We start from the raw sequence: 16,983 nt of genomic DNA, 5'->3' as shown, positions 1-16,983 counted from the left end.
CCCAGCTCCGACCGGTGCCACGGCCAACCGGTCCGTACCCGGCGGAAGTCGGGGTCGCCGACCGTCCGGAGCGGCGGTGACGAAAGTCCAGATCGCGGCGCCGAGAGTCCGTTGACCGGCCCCTGGCGCGCTCAGCAGACTGGCCGCGCGGCCACCCCGTCGACGGCCCGCTCAACCTCCCGTCCCCCCACGCCCGCCGCGGCGCGGTCCGCCGCGTACGCCCTCCGGGCACCCCCACCGCAAGGAGTACCCGTGCCCCTGCGCCCACCCCGCACCCTCGCCACCGCCGTCACGGCGGCGGCGCTGATCCTGGCCACCGCCCCCGCCGTCCCCGCGGCGGCCGCCGCCGACCCGCCCGCCGCCGCGACCTACACCGTCGGCGTCGGCGCCCGCGCCGACTACGCCCACCCCACGGACACCCCGGCCGTCCCGTACGTCGACAAGGACGGCACCTTCTACTTCCAGCAGTCCGCCGCGCCGTACGGCAAGACCGACCCCCGCTACTGGGACTTCTTCACCGGCCGGGACTTCGACACCGCCGCCCGCTCGGCGGCGATCAGCGACGCCGTCAACCCGGCCAACTCCAAGGACCGCAACAACGACACCACCTGGCGCTGCAACAACAGCCCGACCGGCCGGGAGGCCACCGCCCCGCCGGCCGGCTCCGGCTACGCCCACCCCAACTTCTGCGACCTCTCCGGCATCTGGATCGACCCGGACACCGGCGACTGGTACGGACTGGTGCACAACGAGTTCACCCCGGACCCCTTCGGCGACGGCCTCCACTACGACGCCGTCGACTACGCCGTCTCCACCGACCAGGGCCGCACCTGGACCATCAAGGACCACGTCCTCACCTCGCCGTACAGCACGAAGCGCGGCGACACCACCGCCTTCCCGCACGAGACGTACGACTACGGCGACGGCGACCAGCGGCTGTTCGTCGACACCGCCTCCGGGTACTTCTACGTCTTCTACGGCTCCCGGATCGTCGACAAGAGCGGCGGCTGGAAGGCCTTCCACGAGCACGTCGCCCGCGCGCCGATCTCGTCCAAGATGGCGCCCGGCTCCTGGCAGAAGTGGTACGACGGCGCCTGGTCCGAACCCGGCAAGGGCGGCCGGGAGAGCAACATGATCCCCGTCGACCCCACCCGCCCCACCGGCAACACCCCCGCCGCCGACGAGTACGACCCGGCCAACCCCGGCACCTCCGCCCAGCAGATCGCGGCGGGCACCATGCCCCCGACCTCGCCGCTGTTCGTCATGGACGTCACCTACAACGCCCACCTCGGCCTCTACATCGGCGAACCGCAGGCCGTGGACCAGAGCGGCAACGCCCCGCAGCAGTTCTACGCCACCGCCGACCTCACCACCCAGAAGTGGTTCCCGATCGGCGACACCGGCAGCTACCACACCGCCTCCTGGTACCGCTGGTTCCTGGACGGCGCCAACCGCACCAGCTCCGCCGTCGTCGGCCGTACCTTCCGCTCCTACTGCGCCTTCGGCTGCTCCGGCGGCCGGTCCGGCGAGTACGTGAACGTCACCATCGACTCCTCCGCGCCCGCCGCCCCGCCGGTCGACCTCTCCCGCACGTACCGGATCGCCAGCGGCGCGGGCCGCGTCCTCGCCCAGACCGCCGGCGGCTCCGCCACCACCTCCACCGCCGCCGCCACCGGCTCGGCCCTGGAGTCCTGGACCTTCACCGCGAACGGCGACGGCTCCTACCGGATCGCCAACGCCTCCACCGGCCAACTGCTCGGCGTCGACGCCACCACCACCGCCGGCCGCGCCTGGGGCGCCCGACCCACCGTCACCGCCGCCCCCGCGGGCGGTCCCACCGCCGGACAGCAGTGGTTCCTCATCCCCGTCACCGGGCAGAACGGCGCCCTCAAGCTGGTCAACCGCTACAGCGGGCTCGTCCTCGGGCTGACCGGCGCCACCGGCCGGCTCGCCGAGACCGCCCCCGCCCGCAGCTGGACCGACACCACCGGCAACCCCGTCGGCGCCGGCCGCACCGCCGCCGAGCAGACCCTGACCCTCACCCCCACCGGCAGCGCCCCGGAGACCGTCACCGTCACCAACCCCGGCAGCCAGTCCACCACGGCGGGGACCTCGGTCTCGCTGAGGATCAGCGCGGGCGACTCCGCCGGCAAGCCGGTGACCTTCACCGCCACCGGACTGCCCGCCGGCCTCACCATCAGCTCCACCGGCCTGATCACCGGCACCCCCACCACCCCCGGCAGCACCACCGTGACCGTCACCGCCACCTCCGGCACCGCCACCGGCACCACCACCTTCACCTGGGCGGTCAACCCCGTCCTGACCGGCACCCACATCCTCACCGCCTCCGGCAAGGCCCTGGACGACCCCGGCCACTCGCCCGACCCCGGCACCCAGCTGGTCACCTGGACCCCCAACGGCGGCGCCAACCAGCAGTGGGTCCTCACCGCGCAGCCGGACGGCTCGTACCAGATCACCAACGGCGAGTCCCGGCTCTGCATGGACGTCAGCGGCGGTTCCACCACCGCCGGCGCCCCGATCATCCAGTGGACCTGCACCGGCGGCACCAACCAGCGCTGGATCCTGGCCACCGTCCCCGGCGGCTACACCCTCACCTCCCAGAAGAGCGGCCTCCTCCTCACCACCACCTCCACCGCCAACGGCGCCCCCGCCACCCAGCAGCCCGACACCAACTCCCCCCTCCAGCACTGGTCGATCGCCTAACCCCCGACGGGGGCGCGGGGAACTGCGCGAATCCGGAAGCCCACCCACGGAAAGCCGCCCTCCTGCATCTGCGGCTCCCCGGGCGGCTTCACGGCGGATCCTCCCGCCCCGCGCCGTTCCCGCGCCCCTGTCGTGGTGGTCCTCAGTGCAAGGGCGAACCCCTCCGGACAGCCGCGGCCCCCGCGCCGGCGGGGGAGCAGGCGCAGGGGCGGGCCTCGCGCCGCGGGGAGGGGGACCCGGCGGCGATGCAGTCACGGTAGACCCGAACCGGGCCGGACGACAGCATGGCGCGGCGTGGCGTTGCGAACTCCTCAGCCCCCTGCCAGCAGCGCCTCCATGGCCACCGCCGTCCCCGGGAACCGCCCCACCAGCACGGCCCCGCCCGCCCCGGACCCGGCCGCCTCCCAGCCGCCCTCGCACCCCAGCAGCGCGCCCAGCGCATCGCACGCCCCCGGATGCTCCCGCAGCAGCGCGACCCCGCCCGGCAGAGCCCCGCCCGGCAGACCTCCACCCCGTCGTACGGCCGGCAAGCCGCCATCCGCCGCCGCCCGCCACGGCGGTATCCAGGCGTCCAGCGCGGCGAGCCGCCCGGGAAAGATCCGCCCGGCCTCACGGATCAGCAACGGCGCCAGCTCCGCACCCCCACCACCCGCGCCCCCACCCCGCAGGGTGGAGATCAGCGTCGGCAGCCACGGCAGCAGCACCCGGTCCGGCAGCCGCCCGAACGCGGTGGAGACCGCCTCCACCACGAAGTCGGTCAGCCCGGGCACCGGCTCCAGCGCGTGCACGAACCCGCTGAGGTAGCGCGGGTACGCGGGCAGCACCAGCGGGTTGGCCAGCAGTTCGTCGCACCGCTCCCGCAGCTGGGCCCGGGTCAGCCGCCCGAGCTGCACCTGGGCGGCCCACAGCAGTGCCACCCGGGACGGCTCCTCCGGGTGCGACTGGGCGACGGCCAGCTCCAGCTGCGTCCGGTCGCAGCCCAGCGACAGCGCCAGGCCCTCCATGCTGAACAGGAACCCCAGCATCGCCGCGACCTGGCGGACCGTCGCGTCCTCGTCCGTGAACGCCGTCGGCAGCAGGGTGCAGTAGTGCGCGTACCCGGCCTTGACGAAGGACTCGATCCAGGCGGGCAGCACCGGCTCGCTGGTGCGGTAGTACGCCAGCAGTCGGCGGACCCGGCGCAGGACCTCCGGCGCCCCGTCCACCGTCCGCTCGGCGGCCAGCACCTCCAGGGCCCGCAGACCCAGCTCGTCGGCGAGCCGGCGGCTGCGCAGGAGGCGGGTGGCGTCCTCGACGGCCTCCAGCACCACCGCGGCGGTGGCCTGCGGGCCGTACGCGGCGCGGCGCAGCCGCTGTTCCAGGACCTGCTCGATGCTGACGCCCTCGTAGCCCAGCTCGATCAGGGCCCGCTGGTGGGTGCCGAGGGCGAGGTCCCAGGACTCCTGGATGGGCTGCTCGCCGAGGGACCGTTGGCCCATGATCGGGCGGGCGGCGCCCTGCGGCAGCAGGTGCCGCAGCATCCACAGCACGTCGGAGCAGCGGGCGAGTTCGGGTCTGGCGTTGATGTCCAGCAGGGCGCGTTTGACGCCGCGCTGGTCCAGTCGCAGGCCCAGCGGGGCGAGCCGGTCGTGGACGTCGCGGGCCAGCGGCGGCAGGGCGTCGTACCCGACCTGGCCGATCCGGTCGCCGCCCAGCATGCTCTCGACCAGCCGCCGGACGTCGCGCCGGCCCGGCACCGCGTCCTTCTCGATGCAGGTGACGGCGGCGTCCTGGAAGTCGTACGGCGTGGGCTTGGCCCGGTCGCGCATGCCGGCGAGCAGGATGGAGGTCTCGAACACCGCGATGGCGTCGGCCGTGGAGGCCAGGTAGCCGTTGCGGCGGGCGGCCCGGACGATCTCCACCGACCAGCCGAGCAATTCCTCCTCGTCCAGCCGGTCGATGACCGGCGGCCGCTGCAGGAAGCCGCTGAGCCGGTCCGATGCCTCCACCGCCTCCACCGCCTCCACCGCCTCCGCCGCCGCCACCGGCGCCGCCGCCGCGGTCTTCTTCGCGGTGGACTTCCTCGCGCCCGCCTGGCCCTCCAGCCGGAACGGCTTCACGCCGGTCCGCTTCAGGTTCTTCGCCCACACCGTCGCGGCGATCGACACCGAGCCGGACGCCAGGCCGAACTGCGCCTCGATCGCCGCGTGGCTGGACGGGATCAGGCCGTGCTGCCAGGTGGTGGCCGAGCGCGGGGAGATCGCGAAGCCGTCGGCGCCGTGCACGCCGAACTCCTCGACCCGGCTGGCCGCGTGGAAGGCGCCGCAGACGTACAGGCAGTCCGCCGGGTCCGTCCCGGTGGCGGCCAGGTGCTCGCGCATCCGGGTCCACATGTACCGCTCGCGGTCCTCGTCCACCGTGACCCGTTGCGGGTCGCCGGGGGCCAGGCGCCGGAACAGGCTGCCGATCAGCAGCATGACCTGCCGGTAGGTGTCGTGGTCGCTGTCGCCGAGCGGCAGCTCGACGTACTGGTGCCACCACTCCGACCAGTGCCGGACCTTGCCGTGGCGGAGCAGGTGCTCCTCCAGTTCGGCGAACCGGGGGCGCAGGTCGCCGATCTCCACGCCGACGGCGTCGCCGTGCAGCGCGGCCTCCTCCTCGGCGGGCGGCGCGTCCGGGTCCGCCGGGTCGGCGGGCGCCGCCTCGCGCGGTTGCCACTGGAAGACGTGGTCCGAGGACCGGTCGACCAGCACCAGCTCCACGCCCGGCGTGTCCAGTGCGTACGCGATCGCCTGGTACTCGGCGGAGGCCTCGGTGATCGGGGCGACCACCGACAGCGGCGCCCACTCGGCGGGGAAGCCGTCCACCTCGGTGGCGAACGCCTGGACGGCCACCGGCAGCCGGCAGTTGCGCAGCTCGGACAGGAGCGGCGCCATGTCCTCGCACAGCTCCAGGTAGACCACCTTGGGCTGCTTCTCGCGCAGCCGGCGGGCCATCGCCAGGGCGGAGGCGGGGGAGTGGTGGCAGACCGGGAAGATCTCCAGCGGTTCCCGCACCGCGCGGTCCACGTCGTCGACGATGCCGAGCAGGATGCCCTCCAGGGCGTCCGGCCCGTCGGCGAACGTCGCTGCGGCCTCCTGCAGTTGGGAGCGCAGCGCGCCGAACGCGCCCTCCTGCGCGGCGGGTACGGGCCGTGCGGCGGGTACGGGCTGTGCGGCGGTCACGACAGGGTGGCGATCGTGTCGCGGCCGCCCTCGAGGAACTCCGGCCAGGCGCCGCCCTCCTCCTTGCTGCGCGGCTCGACCACGCCGTGCAGGTACTTGTTGAGGATGGCCAGGTCCTCCGGCTCGCGCCGGGCCAGCGAGCCGACCAGCGAGGAGGCGAGGGTGCGGGCGGTGAGGGCCCGCTCGCCGAAGAAGTTGCTGTGCAGGACGGCGTCCTCCAGCACGCCGATCTGCTCGGCGGTGGACAGCGCCGACTCCAGCTTCTCGTCGTCGCTGCCGGCCGCGGCGGCCGAGGCCCGCAGGTCGGCGAAGGACTGCAGCAGCACGTCCAGCAGGGTGGGCGGCACGTCCAGCTCGATCCGGTGGCGGCGCAGCAGCTCCTCGGTGCGGAAGCGGACGATCTCCGCCTCGCTCTTCTTGTTGGTGACCACCGGGATCCGCACGAAGTTGAAGCGGCGCTTGAGCGCGGAGGAGAGGTCGTTGACGCCCCGGTCGCGGCTGTTGGCGGTGGCGATGACGGAGAAGCCGGGCTTGGCGAAGACGATGTTGTCGCTCTCGAGTTCCGGCACCGAGATGTACTTCTCGGAGAGGATCGAGATCAGCGCGTCCTGGACGTCGCTGGTGGAGCGGGTGAGCTCCTCGAAACGGCCGATCGCGCCGCCCTCCATCGCGGTCATGATCGGCGAGGGGATCATCGACTCCCGGGACTGGCCCTTGGCGATCACCATGGACACGTTCCAGGAGTACTTGATGTGGTCCTCGGTGGTGCCGGCGGTGCCCTGGACGACCAGGGTGGAGTTGCGGCAGATCGCGGCGGCCAGCAGCTCGGCCAGCCAGCTCTTGCCGGTCCCGGGGTCACCGATCAGCAGCAGGCCGCGGTCGGAGGCGAGGGTGACGATGGCGCGCTCGACGATGCCGCGGTCGCCGAACCACTTCTGCGCGACCTCGCGGTCGAGGCCGTCGGCGCGCTCCGCGCCGAGCACGAACAGGCGGATCATCTTCGGCGACAGCCGCCAGGTGAACGGCTTGGGGCCGTTGTCGATCGACTCCAGCCAGTCCAGCTCCTCGGCGTACTTGATCTCGGCGGGGGCACGGAGCAGGTCGGACATGTGCGGGCCTTTCTAGGCGAGGAAGGTCTTGAGCTCGTGGACGAGCTTGCGGATGTGGCCGGAGATCACCGGCGTACCGAGGGCCTTGAAGCGCTCCCGGAACCAGGGGTTGACCTCCTGGCGGCCGGAGCTGGTCACCGAGCCGACCGGGATGAACTTCACCCCGGAGCGGTGCACCGCCTCGATGGCCTCGAACAGCGGCTGGGAGCGGTCGAACTCGTAGAAGTCCGAGATCCAGACCATCACGGTGTCGGCCGGGTCGGTGATCTTCGGGCGGGCCATGGCCATGGCGACCGGACCGTCGTTGCCGCCGCCGAGGTTGGTGCGCAGCAACATCTCGAACGGGTCGCTCACCCACGGGGTGAGGTCGATGGCCCGGGTGTCGTACGCGATGAGGTGCACGTCGACCTTGGGCAGCCCGGCGAAGATCGAGGCCAGGATGGTGCAGTTGACCATCGAGTCGACCATCGAGCCGGACTGGTCGACGACCACGATCAGCCGCTGCGGCGTGGTCTTCCGGGCGGTGTGCCGGTAGAAGAGGCGGTCGACGTAGAGCCGCTCCTCCTCCGGGCTCCAGTTGGTGAGGTTCTTCCAGATGGTGCGGTCGAGGTCCAGGTTGCGGAACACCCGCTTGGGCGGGACCGAGCGGTCCAGGGTGCCGGCGGTGGCCTTGGCGACCTGGGTGCGCAGCACCTCGGCGACCTCGTCGACGAACCGCCGGATCAGCGCCTTGGCGTTGGCCAGGGCGACGCCGGAGAGGTTGTGCTTGTCGCGCAGCAGCTGCTCGATGAGGGACATGCTCGGGGTCAGCTGCGCGGCGAGCTTCGGATCGGCGAGCACCTCGCGCAGGTGCATCCGCTTGACCAGGTCGGCCTCGATGGAGCCCAGCTCCGGACCGATGCCCTGGGCGCCGCCGCTGCCGGCGGACGGGCCGCGGCCGCCGCGCAGCTCGCCCGGCCGGCAGCCGAGCGCCCGCTCCAGCCAGCCGGCGTCCGCCTGCCAGCGGGCCAACTGCCCGGCGCCGACCGGGCCGGAGCCGGTCGCGTACACGTTGAGCAGCAGCTTCGACACCAGCGCCGCGCGCCGCACCTCGGCGGCCCGGTCCCGGGTCCCGTCCTCCGCTCCGGCGTCGTCGGGCACCATCAGGCCGTCGAACTCGCCGGCCAGCTCCGGGTGGCGCTGCACGATCGCGTCCACGCCGACCTGCGGGTCGAGCAGGGCGGGCGGCAGGCCCAGGTCCTCGACCACGCCGAGGCTGGCCGACTCCAGGGCCGGCTGCTCGTCCTGGTCGAAGAGCCGGGCCAGCAGCCGCCAGTACAGCACCTGTCGGCGGTTCTCCTCGGCGTCCGCCACGGGGGTCTCATGGTTCGGGGGAGTCGGGGGGATCGTCGGCTCGGTCATGTCCGCAGCAGCCTCCCCGCCCGCTCGCGCAGCACCGCCACGGCCTCGGTGGCCGCCTTCTCGCCCTTGGCGCCGAGCTTGTCGGCCGTCCCGCCGGCCCACGCCCCGGCGTGCACGGCGACGGCCTTCCGCTTCACCGTGGTCTCCACCGCCAGCGGCTGCAGCCGGTACGCGCCCGCGTCCCAGCGCAGCAGGCCGATGCAGGCGGACGAGCCGGTGACGGCCTCCGGGGTGAGCGGCCCGGCCGCGGGAATGCGGTCGGTGTCCACCGCCAGCCGGTGGCCGGCCAGGACCAACTCGACGCCCTCACCGTCCTGTTCGATCGCGTAGCCCTCCAGGAACACCGGCACGGCGATGCCCGCCGGATGCCGGTCCAGCGGCGCGACGGCCGCGGCGGACGCCGTCGCCAGGGCGACCCGGGCGGTGGCGAAAGGATCGGCGGACCCGCCCGTCCGGGCGTGCTCCTCGCTCCACAGCAGGTCGCCCTCGGCGGTGACCGGCATCTGCGTCAGCTCCATCGCCCGGCCGTCGCCGAACGCCCCCAGCAGCGACAGGTGCGTACGCAGCAACTGCCAGACACCCGCCCCGACCACCGTGTCCGGCTTGGGCACGGCTACCCCGGCCCGTACCAGCCGCGGCGCCCCGCCGTCGGCCGGCTCGAACACCGCGTGCACCTGGGCCTGCGCGGCCGTGGCGTGCTCCCGCAGGTCCACCCCCAGCGGCAGCAGCCGGCCGGTGACGGCGGTCGTCACCGGTACGCCGAGCGCCCCCGGCTGCGCCAGGACCGTCGCCCGCGCCCACAGGTCCGCCCACCGCCGCAGCGGTATCCGTTCCAGGGTCGCGCCCGGGCAGGAGGCGGCCAACTCGGCGGCGAACCCGTCCAGCAGGGTGGCCAGCCGGCGCAGCGCCGGATCGGGCAGCATCGCGGAGACCACCGGCGCCGCACCGGACACCAGCTCGTGGTCGATGCCCCGCCACCCGGCCCGCGCCAGATCGGCCAGCCAGGAACGCGCGGCGGCCAGCAGGTTCGGCGCCTGGACCGAGCCCGACACCGGAGCCCCGTCCTCCGCGCGCGGACGACCGGTGGCCTCGTCCACCTGCGCCAGCAGCGCGTCGTGGACGGCGCCCTGCAGCGCGGACCGGGCGGCGGCCAGAGCGGTCAGGTGCTCCTCCCCGGCGGCGCCCGTCGCCGCCTTCTCCGCCGCCTCGGCCACCCGGCCCGCCAGCGGCGAACCCGCCACCGCGTCCGCCAGCGCGGCCAGCCCGGCGGCCTGCGCGGGCTGCGGCCGCAGCAGGCCGTCCGCCAGCACCCGGTCGAAGGCGTCCACCGCGGCCAGGGCCTCGTCCAGCCCGGCCACCGGCTCGGCCAGCAGATCGATCCGCATCACGCCACCGCCCTGGTCGGCGGGAACCACTGCATCTCCGGCAGCGGGGCGGTGGTCGGCGCCAGCTCCAGGTACGCCAGGTGGCGCAGGAAGCGGCTGAACACCGCGGCGGCGGCCTGGTTGCCCGCCGGCGCCGGCCGGGTGGCCCGCATCGCCGAGGCGATCTCCGGCGCACCCGACTCCTCCGCCACCTCCACCCGCAGGTAGCGGGCCACCCGGCCGGCGCCGTACTGCAGCACCGCCTCGGTCACCAGCGCACCGATGTGGTTGCAGAACCCGCCCCGGGCGCCGCCGCAGGGGCGGTTGTTGTTGGTGCTGCACGCATACGCGTAGTCGCCTGCGGCGACCGAGGACACGTACACCCGCGCGATGTCCGAACCACTGGACACCACCCCCTGCAGCCGCCCGTCGGCCAACTCCACGAACGGGACCTTGGCGAGCTTGCGCGGCCGGGCGGGTGGGACCACCCGGGCCGTGCTCGACTCCTCCCACGCTGACAACGCACCATCTCCTAACGACGAGGGGGACGCCCGCCCACACCGGCGGGATGCGGAGGAACTTACTCGCGATCACTGACAACAGAGATCGCCCCCTGTTGGTGCTGGCCGGTTGCCGAAGGGTTCCCCGTGTGCCCGTTCCGCCGGGTGGGGGATACGCTGGGGGGCCTCCGTGGTGCGGCCCGGTGGCCGGACGGGGGTCGGGTAGCGTCCGCGCGGGGGCCGAACCCGGATCTGGGAGTGTGCTGATGGACCGCTACCCGCCGATCGCGGACCACGGGCTGGTGGGCGACCTCCAGACGGTCGCGCTGGTCTCCGCCCAGGGCGTCCTCGACTGGTTCGCGGCGCCGCGCTTCGACTCCCCGAGCATCTTCGCCGCCCTGCTCGACCACGACGGCGGCGGCCACTTCCGGATCGGCCCCGACGCCGAGGACGTGACCTACCGCCAGCTGTACTACCCGGACACCGCCGTCCTGGTGACCCGCTTCATGTCCCCCGAGGGCGTCGGTGAGCTGATCGACTGGATGCCGCCCAACCCGACCGGCCCGGCCACCGACCGCCACACCGTGGTCCGGGCGATCCGCGCGGTCCGCGGGACCGTCACCTTCACCCTCGACTGCCGTCCACGCTTCGACTACGGCCGGGCCCCGCACGAGCTGCGCCTGGGGGAGGGCTACGCCGCCTTCCGGGCCGCCGACCTGGCCGTCCACCTGCGCACCACGTTCCCGCTGAGGCGCGAGGCCGAGGACGTGGCGGGCACGGTCACCCTCGCCGCGGGCCAGACCGCGGGCGCCGTGCTCACCGTCTGCGCGGCCGACGGCGCGGCGCCGCCGCCGACCGGCGAGGAGCAGGTCACCGAGAGCCTCTGGGAGGCCGTCAACTTCTGGCAGGAGTGGGTCCGCACCGCGAACTACCGCGGCCGCTGGCCCGACATGGTGCGCCGCTCGGCGATCACCCTGAAGCTGCTCACCTACGCGCCCACCGGCGCGCCGATCGCCGCCGCCACCATGGGCCTGCCCGAGCAGGTCGGCGGCGAGCGCAACTGGGACTACCGCTTCACCTGGGTGCGGGACGCGTCGCTGTCGGTCCGCGCGCTGCTGGACCTGGGCTTCGCCGAGGAGGCGACCGCCTTCACCCGCTGGCTCGGCGAGCGCCTGCGCGAGCGCCTCGACCTGCCCGGCGAGCGGCTGCAGATCATGTACCGGGTGGACGGCGACCCGCAGCTGACCGAGGAGATCCTGGAGCACTTCGAGGGCTACCGCGGCTCCCGCCCGGTGCGGGCCGGCAACGCCGCCATGGACCAGCTCCAGCTCGACATCTACGGCGAGGCGCTGTACGCCCTGGCCGAGGGCCGCGAGGTCGGCGTCCAGGCCGGGTACCACAACTGGCGGGCGATGGCCCGCACCCTGGACTGGCTCGCCGACCACTGGGACCGCCCCGACGAGGGCATCTGGGAGACCCGCGGCGGCCGCAAGGACTTCACCTACAGCCGGGTGATGACCTGGGTGGCGTTCGACCGCGGCATCGCCCTGGCCGAGCACTTCAGCCGTCCCGCCGACATCGCCCGGTGGCGGCAGACCCGCGACAGCGTCCTGGAACAGATCATGGCCCGGGGCTGGAGCGAGAAGGAGCGGGCCCTGGTCCAGCACTACGGCGGCGAGGACGTGCTGGACGCCTCCCTGCTGCTGATCCCCAGGGTCGGCCTGCTCGCGCCGAAGGACCCGTCCTGGCTCTCCACCCTGGACGCCATCGACCGCAAGCTGGTCTCCGACAGCCTGGTCTACCGCTACGACCCGGCCGCCTCGCCGGACGGTCTGCGCGGCTCCGAGGGCACCTTCAGCCTCTGCACCTTCCTGTACGTGGACGCGCTGGCCCGCGCCGGCCGGCTGCGGCAGGCCCGGTACGCCTTCGAGAAGATGCTCACCTACGCCAACCACGTCGGCCTGTTCGCCGAGGAGATCGGCCCCTCCGGTGAGCAACTGGGCAACTTCCCCCAGGCGTTCACCCATCTGTCCCTGATCACGGCGGCCCGCACCCTGGACGACGCCCTGGACGCCCGGACGAGGTCCTGAGTGACCGCCGGCCACGACCTCCCGGCGCTGGACGCGGCGGCGTTCCGCGCGCTGTACCGCCGGCTGCGCCGCGACCGCCCGGGCGGCGCCCTGACCGAGCTCACCCCGGAGCGGGTGGCGGCCGCCGCCCGCGAGGTCCGCTCCGGGCTGCGGATCTCGCTGGCGGCGCCGGTGGAGACCGCCCCGGGCCCGGACAACCCGGATCCCGCCCAGCACCGGATGACCGGGGCGCTGGCCGGCGAGGTGCCGGACGAGGGGCTGGACTTCGCCCGCGACCGGTTCGCGATGAACATCCACGGCGACGCCGACAGCCACCTGGACGCGCTCTGCCACGTGGTCTACGACGGCACCCTGTACGGCGGCACCGACGCGGCCGCGCTCACCCCCGCCGGGGCCGAGGCGCTCTCGGTGGACCTGGCCCGGGACGGGATCGTCGGCCGCGGGGTGCTGCTGGACATCCCGCGGCTGCGCCGGGTGCCCTGGCTGGAGCCGGGGGAGCAGGTCGGCGCCGAGGAGCTGGCCGCGGCCGAGGCGGCGCAGCAGGTCCGGGTCGGCCCGGGGGACCTGCTGTTCGTCCGGGTCGGCCACCGCCGGCGCCGGGCCGAGGTGGGGCCCTGGGAGTCCGCCACCGCCCGGGCCGGACTCCACCCGGGCGCCCTGGAGTTCCTGGCGGAGCGGCGGGTCGCGGTCCTCGGCAGCGACGGCAACAACGACACCGCGCCGGCCCGGACCGAGGGCGTGGACTTCCCCGTGCACGTGCTCGCGGTGCACGCGATGGGCGTCCACCTGCTGGACTACCTGCAGTTCGAGGAGCTCGTCCCGCTCTGCGTCCGGGAGCGCCGCTGGTCCTTCCTGTGCGTGGTCGCCCCGCTGCGGCTGCCGCGCGCCACCGGCTCCCCGGTCAACCCGATCGCGGTCCTCTGAGGGCCGCTCACCCGGCGCCCCCGGTCACCCGGCGGCGTCCCCGGTGGCGCCGCCGACGGTGTACTGCTCGGCCGAGACCCGCCGCCGGAACACGTGCCAGGTCCAGCCCTGGTAGGCCAGGACCAGGGGGAAGAACACGATCGCCACCACGCTCATCACCTTCAGCGCGTACCCGCCGGAGGCGCTGTTCTGCACCGTCAGGCTGTACGCCGGGTCGGTGCTGGAGACCATCAGGCGCGGGTACAGGTCGACGAAGACCGCCAGTACGGTGGTGGCGATCGCCACCGTGGTCGCGGTGAACGCCCAGCCCTCGCGCCGGACGGTCACCAGCCAGGCGGCGGCCAGCACCGCCAGCGCGGCGATCAGCGCCACCAGGTTCGGCAGCACGCCCTTGCCCGCGGTGGAGTGCGTCCAGGGCAGGAAGGCCAGCACCGCCAGCGCCGTCACCGGCGCGACGCGACGGGCCAGCAGCGACGCCCGGCCGCGCAGCTCGCCGGTGGTCTTCAGGGTGATGAAGGTGGCGCCGTGCTGCACGCAGAGCACCGCCAGGGTGAGGCCGGCGAACACCGAGTACGCCGAGAACAGGTCCCCGAGCCCGCCGGTGAACTCCTGGTCCTGGTCGATCGGCAGCCCGTACAGCAGGTCGCCGAGGGCGATCCCGATCAGCAGCGGCACCAGCAGGCTCCCGCCGCTCAGGCACACCGTCCAGGCGCGCCGCCAGTGCGGGGCGAGGACCTTCTCGCGGAACTCGAAGGACACCCCGCGCAGGATCAGCGCCACCAGCAGCAGCACCATCGCCGGGTAGAGGCCGGAGAACATGGTCGCGTACCAGCCCGGGAACGCCGCGAACATCGAGGCCGCGGCCACGATCAGCCACACCTCGTTGCCGTCCCACAGCGGCCCGATGGTGGAGATCACCGCCCGGCGCCCCGGCTCGTCCCGGCCCACCACCGCGTGCAGGATGCCCACCCCCAGGTCGAAGCCCTCCAGGATGAAGAAGCCGGTCCACAGGACGGCCGTGAGGATGAACCAGAACGTGGCGAGTGCCATCGGGGACCCCCGGGGATGAGGTGGTGGCGGTGGGCGCGGTCCGGGCGCGCGGTCAGTAGGTGGGCGTGGGAACCGGCGTGCTCTCGGCGGTCGGCGGCGCCAGCTCCCGGCGGGCGTACCGGGTCATCAGCACGACCTCCACCACCGACAGCACGGCGTACAGCAGGAAGAAGACGATCAGGCTGGTGGCGACGGTCGCCGTGGTCACCGAGGGGGAGACGCCCTGGCGGGTCAGCTGGATGCCCTGGACGATCCACGGCTGCCGGCCGCTCTCGGTGAGCAGCCAGCCCGCGGTGTTGATCAGGGGCGGCAGCACGGCCGTCCAGACCGCCACCCGGTGGAACAGGCGCGCCGAGCTCAGCCGCCGGCGGTACAACAGCCACAGCCCCCACAGTCCGACCAGGAGGACCAGCACCGCCAGGTACGCCATCACCCGCATCGACCAGTACTGGATGAACACGTTGGGCACGTAGTTCCCCGGCCCGTACTGCTGCTCGTACTGGCTCTGCAGCGGGTCCATGCCCACCACCTGGCCGTTCCAGTGGTTGGTGGCGAGCAGCGAGAGCAGGTGCGGGATCTCGATGATCTTCGTCGGGTCGTGGTCGTTCTGCCCGCCGCCGATCTGGAACAGCGAGAAGGAACAGGGCTGGCAGGTGGTCCACTGGGCCTCCGCGGCCGCGATCTTCATCGGCTGGTACTTGCCCTCGGTCACCCCCAGCTCGCTGCCGACCAGCATCCCCAGCATGACCGCCGGGACGAGCACCACCAGCGCCAGCCGGGCCGAGGCGTGGAACGCCAGCGGCGCGGACCCCTTGCGCAGCTGCCACGCCGAGACCGCCAGCATCAGCACCGCGCCGGTGGTCAGCGAGGCCAGCATCACGTGCAGGTAGCCGCGCAGGAACACCGGGTTGGTGAACAGCGCCCACACGTCGTTCAGCCGGGGCTGCCCGGTGTCCGGGTCGACGGTGTACCCGACCGGGTGCTGCATCCAGGAGTTGGCCGCCATGATGAACGCCGCGGACAGCGCGCCGCCCACCGCCACCAGCCAGATCGTCGCCAGGTGCACCCTCGGCGGCAGCCGGTCCCAGCCGAACACCCACAGGCCCAGGAACGTCGACTCCAAAAAGAACGCGGCCAGGCCCTCCATCGCCAGCGGCGCACCGAACACGTCGCCGACCGTCCGGGCGTAGGCCGACCAGTCCATGCCGAACTGGAACTCCTGGACCAGACCGGTCACCACACCCACCGCGATGTTGATCACCAGCAGCACGCCGAAGAACCGGGTCAGCCGCAGCAGCTCCTGACGGCCGGTCCGGTGCCAGCCGGTCTGGAGCAGCGCGGTCAGGAAACCCAGGCCGATGGTGATCGGCACGAACAGGAAGTGGTAGATCGACGTCATGGCGAACTGCAGCCTGGCCAGGTCGAGTTGACTCATGAGGGCTTCCGATCGCAGGACGGTCGGCCGCCAGTCAAGCACGCGCCTTCCGGGCCCCGGGCCCGCCACGACGCCCCTCCCCCCAACGGGTGCCCGCCGATCGGCCGAGCGCCGCGGGCAGCCGGTGAAGACCTAGCGCACCACGTTGGCCAGCGGCTCCCCCGCCGCGTAGCGGGCGAGCTGGGCGCGGATCAGGGCGAGCGCGCGGGGCCGGAAGGCCGAGGTGGTGGCCGCCGCGTGCGGGCTGATCAGCGTGTTGGGCGCCGTCCACAGCGGGTGACCGGGCGGCAGCGGCTCCGGGTCGGTGACGTCCAGGGCCGCCGACAGCCGTCCCGTCCGCAGCTCGGCGAGCAGGGCGGCGGTGTCCACCACCGCCCCCCGCCCCACGTTCACCAGCACCGCGCCCTTGCGCATCCGCCGCAGGAACCCGGCGTCCACCAGCCCCCGGCTGTCCGCGGTCAGCGGCAGGGTGAGCACCACCGCGTCCACCCGCGGCAGCAGCCCGGCCAGCTCCGCCAGCCCGTGGACCGGCCCCCGCACCGAGGGCCGCGGCGTACGCGCCACCCGCACCACCTCGCACTCGAAGGGCAGCAGCCGGGCCTCCACGGCGGCCCCGATCGACCCGTAGCCCAGCACCAGCACCCGCCGGTCGGCCAGCGCCGGCCGGAACCCGCCCGCCACCCAGCGCTCCTCCCGCTGGTCCCGCACGAACCCCGGGATCCCCCGCAGCACGGCCAGCAGCAGTGTCACCGCGTGCTCGGCCGTACTCGCGTCGTGCACCCCCCGGGCGTTGCAGAGCGTGACTCCCGCGGGGAGGTGCGGCAGCAGCTCCTCCACCCCCGCGCTCAGCGACTGCACCACCCGCAGCCGCGGCATCCGGGGGAGCAGCGGCAGCGCCGCCGCGGTCCGGGTGTACGGCACCGTGAACAGCTCCACCGACGCCAGCTCACCCCCGGGCGGCGGCGCGCCCGTCCCGTCCCAGACCAGCGCCCGCAGGCCCGCCGGAAGCCCGCCCAGCTCCTGTGGCGGGTACGGCAGCAGCACCCCCGCACCCTCGGCCGAACCCATCGCACCGGCCTCCCGTCCTGTCGAACCGTCGACTACTCCCCGTGGCCCGTCCACCTGGCACAGGGCGTCCTGGCGTGCCGCCCGGCCGGGCCCGTTGTAGCTTGCAGAGGACGGG

Annotated in this window: 11 protein-coding genes; 3 read left to right on the top strand and 8 right to left on the bottom strand. The window is 73.8% G+C overall.

From position 1 onward, the window contains the following. Window positions 1-252: 252 nt before the first annotated feature. On the top strand, window positions 253-2,724 hold the full coding sequence (locus tag ABWK59_RS03980) for an RICIN domain-containing protein (protein WP_354637894.1): 2,472 nt from the start codon (window positions 253-255) through the stop codon (window positions 2,722-2,724). Between the two features lie 311 nt (window positions 2,725-3,035). Here ABWK59_RS03980 and ABWK59_RS03975 read toward each other — a convergent pair whose 3' ends face one another. From ABWK59_RS03975 to ABWK59_RS03955, 5 genes are read right to left on the bottom strand one after another with little or no spacing between them, the layout of a single operon-like run. Next, window positions 3,036-5,927, bottom strand: coding sequence for a hypothetical protein (locus ABWK59_RS03975; RefSeq protein ID WP_420492728.1), 2,892 nt, complete (start codon window positions 5,925-5,927; stop codon window positions 3,036-3,038). Next, window positions 5,924-7,036 (bottom strand): ATP-binding protein, encoded by a 1,113-nt coding sequence (locus tag ABWK59_RS03970; protein ID WP_354637893.1) that lies wholly within the window; start codon window positions 7,034-7,036, stop codon window positions 5,924-5,926. The genes ABWK59_RS03975 and ABWK59_RS03970 overlap by 4 nt, the downstream gene beginning before the upstream one ends. Before the next feature lie 12 nt (window positions 7,037-7,048). Further along, window positions 7,049-8,437: a VWA domain-containing protein gene (locus tag ABWK59_RS03965; RefSeq protein ID WP_354637892.1), complete on the bottom strand. Its 1,389-nt coding sequence runs from the start codon at window positions 8,435-8,437 to the stop codon at window positions 7,049-7,051. After that, complete coding sequence (locus ABWK59_RS03960) at window positions 8,434-9,852, bottom strand: hypothetical protein (RefSeq protein ID WP_354637891.1); 1,419 nt, start codon at window positions 9,850-9,852, stop codon at window positions 8,434-8,436. The genes ABWK59_RS03965 and ABWK59_RS03960 overlap by 4 nt, the downstream gene beginning before the upstream one ends. Then, on the bottom strand, window positions 9,822-10,322 hold the full coding sequence (locus ABWK59_RS03955; RefSeq protein WP_354637890.1) for a hypothetical protein: 501 nt from the start codon (window positions 10,320-10,322) through the stop codon (window positions 9,822-9,824). Before ABWK59_RS03955 ends, ABWK59_RS03960 begins: the two co-directional genes overlap by 31 nt. 245 nt (window positions 10,323-10,567) lie before the next feature. Between ABWK59_RS03955 and ABWK59_RS03950 the strand changes: the two genes are divergently transcribed. Both ABWK59_RS03950 and ABWK59_RS03945 read left to right on the top strand, forming a co-directional pair. Beyond that, window positions 10,568-12,391: a glycoside hydrolase family 15 protein gene (locus ABWK59_RS03950; RefSeq protein WP_354637889.1), complete on the top strand. Its 1,824-nt coding sequence runs from the start codon at window positions 10,568-10,570 to the stop codon at window positions 12,389-12,391. After that, on the top strand, window positions 12,392-13,315 hold the full coding sequence (locus ABWK59_RS03945) for a cyclase family protein (RefSeq protein WP_420492727.1): 924 nt from the start codon (window positions 12,392-12,394) through the stop codon (window positions 13,313-13,315). It abuts the gene before it with no gap. A 24-nt stretch (window positions 13,316-13,339) separates the two neighbouring features. On the opposite strand, the gene cydB is transcribed toward ABWK59_RS03945, so the two are convergent. From cydB to ABWK59_RS03930, 3 genes are all read right to left on the bottom strand, one after another. Beyond that, the gene (gene cydB / locus ABWK59_RS03940; RefSeq protein WP_354637888.1) at window positions 13,340-14,365 is read right to left on the bottom strand and encodes a cytochrome d ubiquinol oxidase subunit II; all 1,026 of its coding nucleotides are present in this window, start codon (window positions 14,363-14,365) and stop codon (window positions 13,340-13,342) included. A gap of 52 nt (window positions 14,366-14,417) precedes the next feature. Then, window positions 14,418-15,800, bottom strand: coding sequence for a cytochrome ubiquinol oxidase subunit I (locus ABWK59_RS03935; protein ID WP_354637887.1), 1,383 nt, complete (start codon window positions 15,798-15,800; stop codon window positions 14,418-14,420). Between the two features lie 132 nt (window positions 15,801-15,932). Continuing rightward, entirely contained in the window at window positions 15,933-16,868 is a 936-nt protein-coding gene (locus ABWK59_RS03930) for a 2-hydroxyacid dehydrogenase (RefSeq protein WP_354637886.1), read from the bottom strand. Window positions 16,869-16,983: the final 115 nt, after the last annotated feature.

Origin of the sequence: Kitasatospora sp. HUAS MG31 (assembly GCF_040571325.1) — a bacterium.
Lineage (GTDB): Bacteria > Actinomycetota > Actinomycetes > Streptomycetales > Streptomycetaceae > Kitasatospora > Kitasatospora camelliae.
Note: the sequence above shows the minus strand (reverse complement) of the source record. Positions and strands in the feature narration are given on the sequence as shown.

Coding starts and splice junctions, on each gene's coding strand:
- ABWK59_RS03965 (WP_354637892.1), bottom strand. CDS start 8,437: ATGACCGAGCCGACGATCCCCCCGACTCCCCCGAACCATGAGACCCCC.
- ABWK59_RS03950 (WP_354637889.1), top strand. CDS start 10,568: ATGGACCGCTACCCGCCGATCGCGGACCACGGGCTGGTGGGCGACCTC.
- ABWK59_RS03935 (WP_354637887.1), bottom strand. CDS start 15,800: ATGAGTCAACTCGACCTGGCCAGGCTGCAGTTCGCCATGACGTCGATC.
- cydB (WP_354637888.1), bottom strand. CDS start 14,365: ATGGCACTCGCCACGTTCTGGTTCATCCTCACGGCCGTCCTGTGGACC.
- ABWK59_RS03970 (WP_354637893.1), bottom strand. CDS start 7,036: ATGTCCGACCTGCTCCGTGCCCCCGCCGAGATCAAGTACGCCGAGGAG.
- ABWK59_RS03930 (WP_354637886.1), bottom strand. CDS start 16,868: ATGGGTTCGGCCGAGGGTGCGGGGGTGCTGCTGCCGTACCCGCCACAG.